The 14,300-nt window shown below is 43.6% G+C and carries 11 protein-coding genes; 4 read left to right on the plus strand and 7 right to left on the minus strand.

Annotation, left to right across the window (positions count from 1 at the left end):
* The first annotated feature begins 171 nt into the window (after nt 1-171).
* Nucleotides 172-1,551 carry an ATP-dependent RNA helicase DbpA gene (gene dbpA, locus AB6C75_RS21080; RefSeq protein WP_372109083.1) on the plus strand — a complete coding sequence of 460 codons (1,380 nt, stop codon included), beginning with the start codon at nt 172-174 and terminating at the stop codon, nt 1,549-1,551.
* A gap of 140 nt (nt 1,552-1,691) precedes the next feature.
* Here dbpA and AB6C75_RS21085 read toward each other — a convergent pair whose 3' ends face one another.
* A complete protein-coding gene (locus AB6C75_RS21085) occupies nt 1,692-1,865 on the minus strand; it encodes an RNA helicase (RefSeq protein WP_372109085.1) in 174 nt (57 codons plus the stop codon).
* 261 nt (nt 1,866-2,126) lie between these two features.
* On the opposite strand from AB6C75_RS21085, the gene AB6C75_RS21090 reads away from it, so the two are divergent.
* The gene (locus AB6C75_RS21090; protein ID WP_017102460.1) at nt 2,127-2,963 is read left to right on the plus strand and encodes a DUF6279 family lipoprotein; all 837 of its coding nucleotides are present in this window, start codon (nt 2,127-2,129) and stop codon (nt 2,961-2,963) included.
* Nucleotides 2,964-3,045: 82 nt separating this feature from the next.
* On the opposite strand, the gene AB6C75_RS21095 is transcribed toward AB6C75_RS21090, so the two are convergent.
* The 3 genes from AB6C75_RS21095 to AB6C75_RS21105 form a co-directional block, all read right to left on the minus strand.
* Nucleotides 3,046-3,669: a PolC-type DNA polymerase III gene (locus AB6C75_RS21095; RefSeq protein ID WP_372109087.1), complete on the minus strand. Its 624-nt coding sequence runs from the start codon at nt 3,667-3,669 to the stop codon at nt 3,046-3,048.
* Between the two features lie 66 nt (nt 3,670-3,735).
* Entirely contained in the window at nt 3,736-4,140 is a 405-nt protein-coding gene (locus AB6C75_RS21100) for a PPC domain-containing DNA-binding protein (RefSeq protein WP_372109089.1), read from the minus strand.
* A 109-nt stretch (nt 4,141-4,249) separates the two neighbouring features.
* Complete coding sequence (locus AB6C75_RS21105; protein ID WP_009844775.1) at nt 4,250-5,449, minus strand: DEAD/DEAH box helicase; 1,200 nt, start codon at nt 5,447-5,449, stop codon at nt 4,250-4,252.
* 661 nt (nt 5,450-6,110) lie between these two features.
* On the opposite strand from AB6C75_RS21105, the gene AB6C75_RS21110 reads away from it, so the two are divergent.
* Both AB6C75_RS21110 and AB6C75_RS21115 read left to right on the plus strand, forming a co-directional pair.
* A complete protein-coding gene (locus AB6C75_RS21110; protein ID WP_017102815.1) occupies nt 6,111-7,328 on the plus strand; it encodes an ROK family protein in 1,218 nt (405 codons plus the stop codon).
* 167 nt (nt 7,329-7,495) lie between these two features.
* The gene (locus AB6C75_RS21115; protein WP_009848992.1) at nt 7,496-8,437 is read left to right on the plus strand and encodes a chemotaxis protein CheV; all 942 of its coding nucleotides are present in this window, start codon (nt 7,496-7,498) and stop codon (nt 8,435-8,437) included.
* A gap of 318 nt (nt 8,438-8,755) precedes the next feature.
* Here the strand turns inward: AB6C75_RS21115 and AB6C75_RS21120 are convergent, their stop codons facing one another.
* The 3 genes from AB6C75_RS21120 to imuA all read right to left on the minus strand — a co-directional run bounded on the left by AB6C75_RS21120 (nt 8,756) and on the right by imuA (nt 14,120).
* Complete coding sequence (locus tag AB6C75_RS21120) at nt 8,756-11,848, minus strand: error-prone DNA polymerase (protein ID WP_372109092.1); 3,093 nt, start codon at nt 11,846-11,848, stop codon at nt 8,756-8,758.
* 88 nt (nt 11,849-11,936) lie between these two features.
* Complete coding sequence (locus AB6C75_RS21125) at nt 11,937-13,409, minus strand: DNA polymerase Y family protein (protein WP_372109094.1); 1,473 nt, start codon at nt 13,407-13,409, stop codon at nt 11,937-11,939.
* 3 nt (nt 13,410-13,412) lie between these two features.
* Nucleotides 13,413-14,120 (minus strand): translesion DNA synthesis-associated protein ImuA, encoded by a 708-nt coding sequence (gene imuA / locus AB6C75_RS21130; RefSeq protein ID WP_372109096.1) that lies wholly within the window; start codon nt 14,118-14,120, stop codon nt 13,413-13,415.
* Between the last annotated feature and the right edge of the window lie 180 nt (nt 14,121-14,300).

The raw sequence follows: 14,300 nt of genomic DNA on the forward strand, positions 1-14,300 counted from the left end.
ATCTGTAGGATCGTTCAACTGATCAGGAAAATGCTTAAATGATCAGTGTTAGCCAACAAAGCTGGCTTTTTTGTGTTCGCCTAACCTATTTCTTCAAAACTGTGATTAAGGTGGAATAATTTTCAAAAACACTCATAATGCACTCTGTTTTTCACCAGTTGGATATTTCCATTGAGCACTTCAAAATTCTCTTCAATCGCCCTTAAGCCAGAGCTTCTAAATACGTTAAATTCTCTTGGTTATACTGAAATGACGCCTATTCAAGCGTTAAGTCTTCCTACTATTCTGGATGGCAAGGATGTTATCGGTCAGGGTAAAACGGGTTCAGGTAAAACAGCTGCTTTTGGTTTAGGCGTGCTGCAAAACCTACGCGTTAAGCGTTTCCGTGTTCAGTCTTTAGTGTTATGTCCGACTCGTGAGCTAGCAGACCAAGTAGCAAAAGAGATCCGTACTCTTGCTCGTGGTATTCACAATATTAAAGTGCTGACACTATGTGGCGGTATGCCAATGGGCCCACAAATTGGTTCATTAGAGCATGGCGCACACATTCTTGTGGGCACTCCTGGTCGTATCCTGGACCACCTAGAGAGAGACCGTATTGACCTGTCTGAGTTGAACACACTTGTGTTAGATGAAGCCGACCGCATGCTGGAAATGGGTTTCCAAGATGTACTAGATGCTGTTATTGAAGCAGCACCAAAAGATCGTCAAACGTTATTGTTCAGTGCAACTTTCCCTAAACAGATTAAATCTGTTGCAGACCGTATCATGAATAACCCTGAAATGGTGAAGATTGAATCAACGCACGATCACTCAAGCATCCAGCAACACTTTTATAAGGTTGAAGGTACTGAAGCTCGTGATGACGCACTAGAGCTAATGCTTCTTCATCATCAACCAGAGTCAGCGGTTGTGTTCTGTAATACTAAGAAAGAAGTACAGAACGTAAACGACGAGCTAAGCCACCGTGGCTTCAGTGTTATCGAGCTTCATGGCGACATGGAACAACGTGAACGTGACCAAGCTTTGGTTCAGTTCTCAAACAAAACCATCTCTATCTTGGTTGCAACAGATGTTGCTGCTCGTGGTCTTGATGTTGATAACCTAGATGCTGTGTTCAACTTTGAGTTGTCTCGCGATCCTGAAGTTCACGTACACCGCATCGGTCGTACTGGTCGTGCAGGAAGCAAAGGCGTCGCTATCAGCTTCTTTAGCGAAAAAGAGATGCACCGTGTTGCTCAAATTGATGAGTACATGGATATGCCAATCGAACCGTCTCAGTTGCCAGCTAAACCAATGGCTAAGCCGTACTACTCAAACATGGTAACGATCCAGATTGATGGTGGTAAAAAAGCGAAACTTCGCGCAGGTGATATCCTCGGTGCGTTGACAGGCCAAGGCGGTATTGATGGTAAATCAGTAGGTAAGATCAACTTGTTCGCGATGCGCGCTTACGTTGCTGTAGAAAGATCAATGGCTAAGAAAGCATTAGGCAAAATCGAATCAGGTAAGATGAAGGGTCGTCAATTCCGCGCCCGAATTCTGAAATAATTCGAGACTGAATCCCTTTGCTGCGATATGTCTAATTAACGAGATTGCTACTTAATGACATTGCAGTAAAGGGTGTTCCACAAAATGCCACTCAAGTTTACTCTCTTAGGTTTATCGACCTAGTTCTCTTTACCAAAGCATTATTCATCGGGTCTTATCGAATAAAGATCGTTGATATGTTTTCCCTCGCTAAGATACCAAGTCATCGCTTCCTTTCGATTGTGAACCAATATCGTGATTGTGGTTATTGAACCATCGTCAAAATAACAAAGCTCATATTCAAAATCGCTTGGATGATCAGGAATAGCGGCCATAGCTCCCCTCCCAAATATCAATCATTTGAAATACGCCAACCCAACTCATTTATAGGGTTCGTATTGCGTCAAATGAGCAATAAAAATCAAGTTACATCACTGCCATTAATTATTTTTAGTTTAATCATTTGCCGAAATAGTTAGATTAGCAAGTCTGAGTCTCAATTTATCCGAAAGTTTTTACGAGAACCCGATTTTGTAGCTAATGTTATAAGATCGTCTTGAGGTTCGTTGTTGAGTAAAATGTTGTGAGAGGGTGTAATGAGAAAGTGTCGTTGGTTAGTCTTATTAAGCTGTTTTCTTTTCTCTGGCTGCGGGACTAAATTTGCCTATAACAATATAAGCTGGTTTGTCGTTAGCTATATTGAAGACTTTGTAACTCTTTCCAATAGTCAGGAATCAGAGCTCGAAGAGCGCCTCGACTTATTACAGCAATGGCATAAAGAAACTCAACTGCCGTTATATATTTCGCAACTGCAAGTGATCCAAAACACAGATCGTTCTGATATGAATTCTGCTTTTATCTCTGAACAAAGTGACCAAATTAAAGACCATATTCGCTCAATCGTTAATAAGTTCTCTCCTGATATTTATGCATTAAGTATGCAGCTTACCCCTGAGCAAGATAAGGAATTCTTAAAGCACTTTAGAGAGAAGCAACAAGAGTATTACGAAGAAAGATTATCATTGGATGATGAAGATTCGAGAGAGCGATACCGAAACAGAATAGAAGAGCGGGCAGAACGATGGTTAGGTTCAGTATCGAAAGAACAAAAAAAGATTATTTTTGCTTGGTCTCAAGAGTGGGTAAATACCAACGATAACTGGCGGCAATATCAAAATAATACCTACCAAGATTTATCGACACTGATGGAAAAGAAAAGCGACTTAGATATAGCTCAGCCGATTATTATGAACTTACTTTTGAACAATGAAGCTTATTATCCTGAAGGACTTGAGCCTGAGCTTAACAAGAACATGCAGACGTCAGCCAATTTTTTAGTCGATATCGTAGAAAGCAGTACTAATAAACAGTGGGCTTATTTCATGAGTGAATTAGCAAGCCTGAAAGGAACATTTGAATCACTGCAGGAGTAGAGTCTTCTTTCGTTCTAAAGGCTAGTAGTTATCCATGTGACTAGCCTGTCAATCAAACTTGAAGGGGAGAGAGTTTAGATATTTAATTTCTGTTGCTCATCAGCAGCTTTGGAATCGAGCCTTTAGCTGTCTTAGATATTTTTTGCATCAATTGAAAGCTCGGCTGTTGAATACCGTGATCACTTTGCAGTTCATCAATCATCAATAACCATAACCGTGCTGTCATTTCTGAATCGGCTAACGCTCTGTGGAAAGTACCGTCGTTGTCGATATTTTTGAAACGCACAAGGTCGCCTAGCTTATGAGTCGGTGCGCCTTGGATTAGACGGCGAGCAATCAACATTGAGCAAGCGAACTTGCCTGTGTAGTCTCGGCCAATAAAGTCTAATTCCGCATCGAGAAAGCGCTTATCAAACGACGCATTGTGAGCAACAAGTTGGCTGCCTTGGATAAAGTCTGCAAACTCATCCATCACTTCACTGCAACTGGCCGCAGTGCTTAACATACGGTTACTGATTCCGGTATAGCTTTCAATGAACCCGCTAACACGAAACCCTGGATTCATGAGCTGCTGGAACGTGTCGACGACTTCGCCGTTAACTAATTTAACCGCACCGATTTCAATCGCTCGGTCACCCATGTTTGGCGATAAGCCTGTGGTTTCGAAATCGAGAACGATAACGGAGTCTGCTGAGTTTGGAGCCATCGTGTTTCCTAATACTATTTGGTTGTGTCGCTTTATATGGGGCGCTTAGTGTTGCTATGGGGCGATCTATTGCGTGTTGCTGCTGATCGTGAGCTCAGTGTAACCCGTTGAATCGTCATGCTCTCTGTTGAAGGTCAAAGTATCGTAGCGGTGAACAATCAATTCAGCGGTGGTTGCGATTATTGTTCCTTCAAGCAAATGCCCACCAATCACATTGCCATTTTCATCAGCAACGGATATATGAACATGCTGGTGTTTTAGGGTTAGCGTCGCCATAAGTGACACAATTTCGAACGGATCTGTGATTAGCTTGGTGTTGTTCGCATTAGCCACACGAATATTGAGCTGAGAAACACACCCGACACAAGACGCGATAGAGCCCGCTGAGATATTGTGCGCTGTCACTAGCTTTTGGAGCTCAAGCTTTAGGTCTTGGCCTCGGGTTAATCTCGTTGCGATAGGAGTGATCATCTTATTGCCTCAACTTTATATGTATTTCAAAGAACAAAACGAAGCCACATAGGGCTTCGTTTTATTTTCATTTTGGCTAATGCGACTTTCGCATTGTCTAAACCTGAAATTACTCAGGTTGCTGTAGGTCTCTTTTCTTTTTAGGCACGAAGTTCAATACAGAGATTGGCACTTCTTTGCGTGGTTCGAAACCTTCAACGACGCGACGCTCAATCAAGTGACCAAGACGTTTTTCAATGATGCACAGGTTCTTGAAGTTATCTTTCGATAGGAAAGAGATCGCTTCACCAGACGCATCAGCACGGCCTGTACGACCAATACGGTGAACATAGTCGTCCGCTGGGAATGGGATGTCGTAGTTCACTACGCGGCTTAGATTATCGATATCGATACCACGAGCAGCAACACCTGTCGCAACTAGATATTTTAGACGGCCTTTTTTGAAATCAGCCAGAATCTTTTCACGAATCGCTTGGCTACGTCCACTGTGGAAAGCTTCCGCTTCGATACCACGCTTTTCAAGTTGAGCAACCAACTTAGCCGCGCCGTGCTTAGTCTCGATAAAGATAAGCGCTTGGTCCCACTCACCGTCAGTGATCATGTGACTTAAAAGTGCAGACTTACGGTCTTTATCTACAGTAACTAGCCATTGTTCGATGTTCGCTTTAGAAGCGTCAGTTTTGGCGATAGAAATCTCTTCCGCCTCACTGATTGCACTTTTCGCTAGCGCACGAACTGGCGTTGATAGCGTTGCTGAGAACAACAGGTTTTGAATGTTTTGTGGCAAACGCGCGATGATCTTGTTGATGTCTTCAATGAAACCCATGTCTAACATGCGGTCAGCTTCATCAAGAACCAGTACTTCAACTTCATCAAAATGAACGGCACGTTGTCCGTACATATCGATTAAACGACCTGGAGTTGCCACAAGAATATCGACACCTTCGATCAAGCGGTCTTTCTGATGTTGGTAAGATACGCCACCGTACATCGCTAGTGATGTTAGGTTTAGGAACTTCGCGTACTTAGTAATGTTCTGTTCAACCTGAATCGCAAGCTCGCGAGTTGGTGTCAGAATAACAGCACGAATACGTTTTTTACGTTGTGTTTCACCTTTACTTAGCATTTCTAAGATAGGGAGAACAAAGCTCGCAGTTTTACCTGTACCTGTTTGTGCAGCAGCAATTAGGTTCTTACCAGAAAGCACAATCGGAATTGCTTTTTCTTGAATAGAGGTTGGCTTTTCATAGCCTTGTTTTGCAACGGCTTTAACAATAGGTGAGCTTAATCCAAGCTTGGAAAATGGCATAAGTTTCTCGGTATGATTTGGCTAAATAGCGATGGAAAGGTTTAACAATCTTATACAAGGATAAGATTAATGGCGGCATTCTACCATGTTGCTTGTGTACTACTAGGGCATGTTGACCTTTCGAGCTGATTTTTGCAGCGAGTTGCTGGGTATTTATACAAGGCAGAGGCTTTGATGTGTAGCTAGTCTACATGAGAAGCCGATAACGTAGTAGAAATGACCAGCAAACGCTGCCCGAAGGGTTCGAGCTGGGCGCCCCCGCAAAAAGCGTTTTACTCTTTGTTGAGGAAGATTTGCTTAGAGTGACTAGGCTACTTCTCCCTCGCCGCGATTAAAACGCTTTTATCTCGAACAAAATTTAACCACGAAAGGTCAACGCGCCTTAATTAAGTATATGCATTAATTGATTATTTATTGGGAGCTAGAAGGATATTTCTTTATTTGTATCCAATTATTGTATTCAGGACTCAATAACGATGTTTCATTAAGAAAATTAAGTCTCAATTTATCGATGTAGGTACTAATTTTTCTCGAACTATTTGACTAGATACACAAAGATTCATGTATATACGTGATACGGGTCACGGCGATATACCAAGTGACTTCACAATTACTTCGCAAAGTAAAAAAATTACCGCGTTGATGATTTCTGGAGCGTAAAATGTACATGGCTCAACCGGGCCATATTGATCATATCAAACAGGTCAATGCTGGTCGTGTATATAAACTAATTGACCTTAAAGGTCCTATTTCTCGTATCGATCTGTCCAAGCAAAGTGAGTTGGCCCCGGCGAGTATTACTAAAATTACCCGTGAACTCATTGAAGCTCACCTTATTCACGAAACGACGGTTCAAGAAGCCACGACTCGTGGGCGTCCTGCTGTCGGTCTGCAAACCAATAACGAAGGTTGGCAGTTTCTGTCGATGCGTCTTGGTCGCGGATACTTAACGATCGCGCTCCATGAATTGGGCGGCGATGTACTTATCGATACTAAGATTGATATTCATGAACGTGACCAAGACGATGTACTTGCGCGTCTTCTGCATGAAATTGATGAGTTTTTCCAAACTTATGCCGAGCAACTCGATAGGGTAACAAGTATTGCGGTTACGCTACCGGGGCTTGTGAATTCTGAGCAGGGAATTGTGTTGCAGATGCCACACTACAACGTTAAAAACTTAGCGTTGGGTCCTGAGATCTACAAAGAAACAGGTCTACCTGTCTTTATTGCCAATGATACCCGAGCGTGGGCATTAGCAGAGAAGCTGTTTGGTCACTCTCAAGATAACGATAATTCCGTTTTGATCTCGATTCACCACGGTGTAGGTGCAGGGATCATTCTCGACGGCCGAGTATTGCAAGGTCGCCACGGTAACATCGGTGAGCTAGGTCATATTCAGATCGATAAACAAGGCAAGCTTTGTCATTGTGGTAATCATGGCTGTTTAGAAACGGTTGCGAGTTCACAGGCTCTCCGTGAGCAAGTCAAAGAAAGACTGGCTAATGGCGAGGCATCATCACTAACGGCGTTTGAAGATGTCACAATTGAACAGATCTGCGCTGCTGCTGCTGATGGTGATCCACTGGCTGTTGAAGTGATTGAACAGTTAGGTCGTTACTTAGGTGCCGCGATAGCGATTGTGATCAACCTTTTCAATCCTGAGAAAATTTTGATAGGTGGTGTTATCAATCAGGCTAAAAGCGTGTTGTATCCTGCGATTCAAAAGTGTATCGAAGAGCAGAGTTTATCGGTTTACCATCAAGATTTAGAGCTGGTGGAATCTCGATTCTATAAACAAGCCACCATGCCAGGTGCTGCGCTTGTTAAACAAGCTTTATATGATGGCCAATTGTTAATGAAAGTGATTGAAGGCTAACCCTTTTTTTATCGTTTTTAGCCTTCCTTGAACCCTTTCCATGCACTTAAACTATGTATAACAGCATTTGTTGTACTTAGTTTAAGCATCTGTGTATTTGCGCTTTGCTTTAACCTATCGAATTAGGCTATTGTAGCCACAGTTATTATTTGTCACTAAGGTGTTGTATGTCTGGCGTTTTAAATTCTGTTGATCAGAGAACTAAACTCGTCGGTGAAAACCGTCTGGAACTCTTGTTATTTAGCTTAAATAGTCGCCAACTATTTGCGATTAACGTATTTAAAGTTAAAGAAGTCTTAAAAGTGCCTGTACTCACTCGCTTGCCAGGCTCTCACCATCATATTACGGGTGTTGCTTCTTTACGTGGTGAATCTGTACCTGTGATTGATTTACGCAGTGCGATTGGTTTCCCACCATCACGTGATGAGACTCAAGAAAACAACTTGATCATTACCGAATACAACCGAACCGTACAAGGCTTCTTGGTTGGACAAGTTCGCAATATCGTGAATACGACATGGACAGAAATCCAACCGCCACCAAAGACTACGGGTCGAGCAAACTACCTAACTGCCATCACGCATATCCAAGAAGAAGAGCAGCACAAAATCGTTGAGATCATCGATGTTGAAAAAGTGTTAGCGGAGATCATCGACTACGACGTGTCGATTTCTGACGGTGTTCTAGATCAGCAGTTAGCGAATGAAATGGTTGGCCGCAATGTGCTTATCGTGGATGATTCTTCAACAGCACGCAACCAGATCAAAGGCACCTTGTCGCAACTTGGTTTGAACATTATCGAATGTTGTGACGGCTTAGAAGCACTGACTTTACTTAAGAAGTGGTGTGATGAAGGCAAAGACATCAATCAAGAAATACTGTTGATGATCACCGATGCTGAAATGCCAGAAATGGATGGCTACAAACTGACTCATGAAGTTCGAACTGATCCTCGAATGCATGACTTGTTTATTACGCTAAATACTTCATTAAGTGGTAGTTTCAATGAAGCCATGGTTGAGAAAGTAGGGTGTAATCGCTTTATTTCTAAATTCCAACCAGACCTCTTAGTTGAAGTAACTCAAGAGCGAATGCGTCAGATTTTGTAATTAATGCAGCTGTACGGTTTGTTTCGAATGACCTTGGCGAAAACGTTTGCTAGTATTTGATACAGCATGTTTTTTAACAAAATATGCTCAACTACTAACGTAACTTTTCATGCACAATCTAAGGTAGTTCCTCTGAATGATATGGTTAACGTCTAAAGTCGTCATGACTTTGAGCTTATTACTGTATAGGGAATTTAAGAAAAGACGTACGGAAGCGGACGTTGAGGTATAACTCAACAACTTGAATTTAAGGGAAGCGGATGCTTTCCTTTTTCGTTTCTAGCGTTTCTAGCGTTTCTTAGAGGGCAACTTGATTCGTTAATGAAAATCTCGGGATTTGGTGTTCAAACCAATAATGTCATCGGTAATATCGATGAGTTTACCCGCTATAACATGCACAACTTCGCCTTCCTTTTCTAATATTCCTTGTACTTTTAACGCTTTGGCTGTCAGATAAGCTTGCTGTTGAGAGCGCGCGGTTGCTCCCCATACCACGACATTAATATTGCCCGTGTTATCTTCTAATGTAACAAAGGTAACACCTGCCGCGGTTCCGGGAGCTTGTTTTCCTGTGACTAATCCAACAACCGTGACCATAGATTTGTGTCTTTGCTGTATTAAATCCTTCATGTGTGTGAATCGACCTAATCGTCCCGCTTCTTCTAGCAAAGTGATTGGGTGTTTGTCCAATGAAATTCCGACACTGGTGAAGTCTTCGAGTAGATCTTGCATCTCATTGGGTCTGTGCAGTGCATGTTCGTCATGTCCATCCCCAACATCGTCATAGACTTGGCTAAACAGAGGTAAATCAGAAGCTGAGTCCATGATTGCCCAGCGAGTCTGGAAGCGGTCTCCCGATACGTTATGTAGCGCATTGGCCGATGCCAGTAGCTCGATATCTTTCTTATTCATCGATAACTGTTTCACCTGGCTAGGGTGGCGATAACCGGATTGTGGACGATTGGCGAGCACGCTTTGAATCCCATGCTCACTGAATCCTTTGATTTGTCGCAGCCCTAAGCGAATCGCTAAACCATTCTGATGTTCAATGACTATGTGGTTGTCTTGTGAGGCGTTCACACATACCGGAAGAACTACCACATTGTGTCGTTGTGCGTCTTGTACCAACTGTGAGGGGCTATAAAAGCCCATGGGTTGGCTATTGAGCAAAGAAGCGTAGAAACATTCAGGGTAGTAGCATTTCAACCAAGCGGAGCAATACGCTAACACCGCAAACGAAGCCGAGTGACTTTCAGGAAAACCGTATTCGCCAAAACCGCAGATCTGTTTAAAGATCTGCTCAGCAAATTCTGTCTCATAGCCACGCTTTTGCATTCCCTCGATGAGTTTGTTTTTAAACTTAAAGACGTTGCCATTTTTCTTCCAAGCGGCCATCGCGCGTCTGAGCTGATCCGCCTCTCCACCTGTGAATCCTGCAGCCACCATCGCGAGTTTAATCACTTGTTCTTGGAATATCGGTACACCCAAGGTGCGCGACAGTACCGACTCCACGTCTTTAGATGGATAACTGATTGGCTCAATACCATCTCGACGCTTTAAGAATGGGTGAACCATATCGCCTTGAATAGGCCCAGGACGTACGATAGCGATTTGAATCACCAAGTCGTAATAAGTCTTCGGCTTAAGCCTTGGCAGCATGCTCATTTGCGCACGTGACTCAATTTGGAATATCCCGACCGTATCTGCTCGCTGAATCATGCCGTAAACCTGAGGATCGTCCTTAAGGCGAGTGATCTCAGCAATGGTCAGTGATCGCCCGTGAATGCGTTTGATCAGGTCGAAACATTTACGAATCGCAGAGAGCATACCTAACGCGAGTACATCAACTTTCAGCAAGCCTAAGGTTTCTAGATCATCCTTATCCCATTGAATAATGGTTCGATCGTGCATTGCCGCATTCTCGACAGGAACCAGCTCATACAAAGGACCAGAAGAGATCACAAAGCCACCAACGTGCTGAGACAAGTGACGTGGAAAGCCGATGATCTCATTAACCAAATGGATAAACTGCTGTCCCTTCAAAGAATCAGGCTGTAGCCCCAATTGAGTGAGCTGAGCCTGCCAACCTAAGCTTTTGTCCCTGCGATTGGTGTTTTTAATGAAGTAGTCGAGCTGAGTTTCTTGTAGCCCCAATGCTTTACCGACATCTCTTACTGCACTTTTGAAGCGATATGAAATCACAGTTGCAGCAAGTGCTGCGCGTTCTCTACCGTATTTCTTGTAGATGTATTGGATGACTTCTTCACGGCGTTCGTGCTCAAAATCGACATCAATATCGGGCGGCTCATCGCGCTCTTTACTGATGAAGCGTTCAAATAGCACTGAGATCTGTCTTGGGTCGACAGAAGTGATTTCTAAGCAATAACAGACCACGGAATTGGCCGCTGAACCACGACCTTGGTAAAGAATGCCTTGGCTTTTGGCAAACATGACGATGTCGTGGATTGTGAGAAAAAAGAAAGGGTAGTCAAGCTCGTCAATTAGCCCCAATTCTTTTTCTATGATTTGTTGAATGTTGTTAGGCACGCCTTGCGGGAAGCGAGTTCGTTTTCCTTTCTCGACTAACATGCGTAGATAACTCATGGGTGTCTCACCTTGAGGAATCAGTTCGCTTGGGTATTCGTAGCGCAAGTTGTCTAACTCAAACTCGCACAGCTCTGAGATTCGGTTGCTTTCTTCTAACCACTCAGCTTTGAATATATGCGATAGCTTATTGATGCTGCGTAAACAGCGCTCGGCATTGGCGAGTAAGTGACTGCCCACTTCAGTAATGGGACGTTGGTATTTGATCGCAGTGAGTGAATGCTGCAAGGGTAAGCGATTCGCGTTGTGCATCAGCACGCCACCACAGGCAGTAATCGGCAGTTGGTGATGTTGTGACAGCTCAACACAGTAATCCGTGTACTGCTGGTCGGTTTGTTCTAGGTGTCGTTGTAAGCCAATCCATAATCGACCGGAGTGGTGTTGAGAAAGCCATTGCCCCCAATGTGCGTCTTCATTTTTCTGTTGAGGAAGCCAAAGAATGAAGCAGTGCTTAGCCGACATGATATCCCACTCAGAGAGCTGATAATGTCCTTTACTGCTACGACGTCTCGCGTTGGTAATAATACGACATAGCTCGGCATAGGCCTCTCTATTTGGGCATAGCAAAACCACTTGGCACTCTTCATTTAACCAAAACATGCTCCCGACAATTTGCTTGAGCGACAGTTTATGTTGCTTGATTGCTGAGTGAACCTTAACGATGCCCGCGACTGAGCACTCATCAGTAACCGCGAGTGCTTTGTAACGTAAGAAGTCGGCCTGTAAAACAAGCTCTTCCGCATGCGAAGCTCCCTCTAGAAAGGAGTAATTACTTTGGCAAAATAGCTCTGAGTATTGCTGAGACATAACGTAATCTCACTTAACCATTGCGGATGAATATGATTGAAAAGGGCGTTTAAATGAAGCAAGTTGCAAGAACGACTTACTAAACTGACTAGCTGAACAAACCGTGCAAGAACCACTGTTTATCGGGTGTTCTAAAGATCCATAACCATCGACCGTTTTCACTGTGAGCAATAAAGTAGTCACGAATGATTTTCTCTCCGTCCCACCAGCCAGACACAATACGCTCAGGGCCTTGAGATAAGGTGACGCTTTCGGTTAAGGCTTCGGGCTCTGGCAGTAAAATACTGGGCCGGAGTCGCTGTTGGTTAATGCTGTTCGTTGTTGTGGTTTGTTGATCGAGTTCTTGTGGATCTCGCCCCTTTTTCGCCGTATGACTTAGTGTTGGGAGCGAATACTGATTGGCCTTTTCTGGCCTTGGGTCATGCTGTATTTTCGGTGTTTGAATACAGGTTTGCCCAAGCTTTGCTTGCAGTAATGAGAGCAAATCTAACGCGGCAAGTGTTCCGGTATTACCATCAAAAAGATCATGGTAGGCCATTTGGGGTTCCCCATGACGAATCAAAGAGAGAGTCAGCCCCAGTACGGGTGCTGTTATCTTCAGTGACTCTAAGGTTAGATGCGTTAGGTTCGCCCATTTGGCCGCAAGGTAATCGCCCTGCGCAGAATAAAAAGAGACTGGGTGATCATCTTTATCTCTTAGATGCAAAGTCAGCGTTAACTCGAAAGCCACTCGGTCACGTAACCTCAAAAAGCACTCGAGCTGATTCAACAATTTCAGCAAAGGCTTTTCGATGAATAGGATGTTTTCAATATCAAACAGCAGCTCCAAATATTGCTGGAAACTCTCTGGTGGGTGATAGAAATCAATCGGGTGCTTGAACTGCCCATTAAGACGACCAACATAGTTCACCAAGTCGATATCAAAGCGGCGCGCGACATCTTGCAAAGGCAGTTTTAATAAGTCTTCAACGACATTGATACCAACACGATTCAGGCGCTCAACTTGTTTAGCAGGAAGTTCGCTTGAACTCAGTACTTGTTGGTTAACCCAAGCTTTCATCTGCTCAACATTGTTCGTCGCTTGGTTGATGGATTGCTTGCCTAAAAGGATTGCAGAAAGTGGCGAATAACCTGTAGCAAAGCTGAACTGGATATTGAGCGTTTCTAAATGGCTTTTTAGTTCATGCCAGTAGTTATCTAGCCCATCGTAAAGCGACAACATGTTAGAGGCTTTAATCAATAATCCATTGGGCGGGAGTAATGCCATGTCGGAAGTGACCAGATAGGCCCATTGAGCAATCTCTTTAAGCTTACTTTTTTCTAGCTCAATACTGTAAGGGTGGACGTGCAAGTTCTGGCAAAGCGCGGCCGCAGACCCTAGCCCCATGCCCAGTGTAATGCCTGATTGCAAAGCTGCTTGGTTAGCTTGCAGCACACGATGATCTTTCTCATCGACGATGATAAGAGGCTGATTGCGTGAATCTTCGTTCGAACCCAATTCATTAGAGTTAAACAAGGTGTCCAATTGTAGGGATGAGAAATGCAGATACAACCACAGCATACGTTAGCCTTGCTTCGCAATAGGGAAAGCAAGCACAGTGTTACCAGACAACGCATGAATTGAGCTGTTTTCATCGATGACTTTTTCTGTGAGTAACGGCCAGTTCTGGTTCATGTCCAGAATAAAACTTCCATACGACCAACTGCCTTTTCTCTTAGTCACCTCAACCTTTAACCCTTGGATGTGAAAAGACAGCTTCATGCTTAAAGAAACGGGCAGGGATAACTGATTATGGCTGGTGGCTTTAAAGTGAAATTGCAGGCATTTGCCCGTTTCGCTTGCTGCTTGTAAGCGTTTGGTTTGGTGGATTTCGAGATCGGCTCCCCATAACAATACAGAATGACAAGCACCACTCTTGAGGCATTGCTCGGCTGCCCATAATGCATCGAGGTCGCGTTGAGGTTCGATCACCAAGATGTTATCGAGCTCAATCCCTTGGCTGCTAAAAAACTCGGCACAGATCTTCCCTGGCGGGTTAATGAATATGGCCAGCTTCTGTGAGTTTTGCTGAGCTAAATAGGGGGTAAGCAGGCGCAGTTCACCAATCCCTTGTTGTGATTCAACTTCAATAACGCCGTGTGTCGGGAAGCCGCCATCAAGCTGTTTATCCAATTGAGGATAGCCTGTCGAAGTGGTGCTGCCTTGCGTTGTTGATTGTAACCCTGTCCAGATTAGCTGGCGGTCTTGTAAGTTTTTTATTAGTTCATGCATAATTAAATACCTGTATATTTATACAGTATATTTAACAATGAAAAAGATGCAAAGCAAAATGACGAAAATTAGGGGAAGTAAGTGTTAGTTGATTGATTTAGATACAAAAAAAGCCGCTATTAAAGTAACACTGATCATTTAAGCATTTTCCTGATCAGTTGAACGATCCTACAGATGGTT

This window comes from Vibrio sp. 10N.237.312.B06 (assembly GCF_041464685.1).
Taxonomy (GTDB): domain Bacteria; phylum Pseudomonadota; class Gammaproteobacteria; order Enterobacterales; family Vibrionaceae; genus Vibrio; species Vibrio tasmaniensis_A.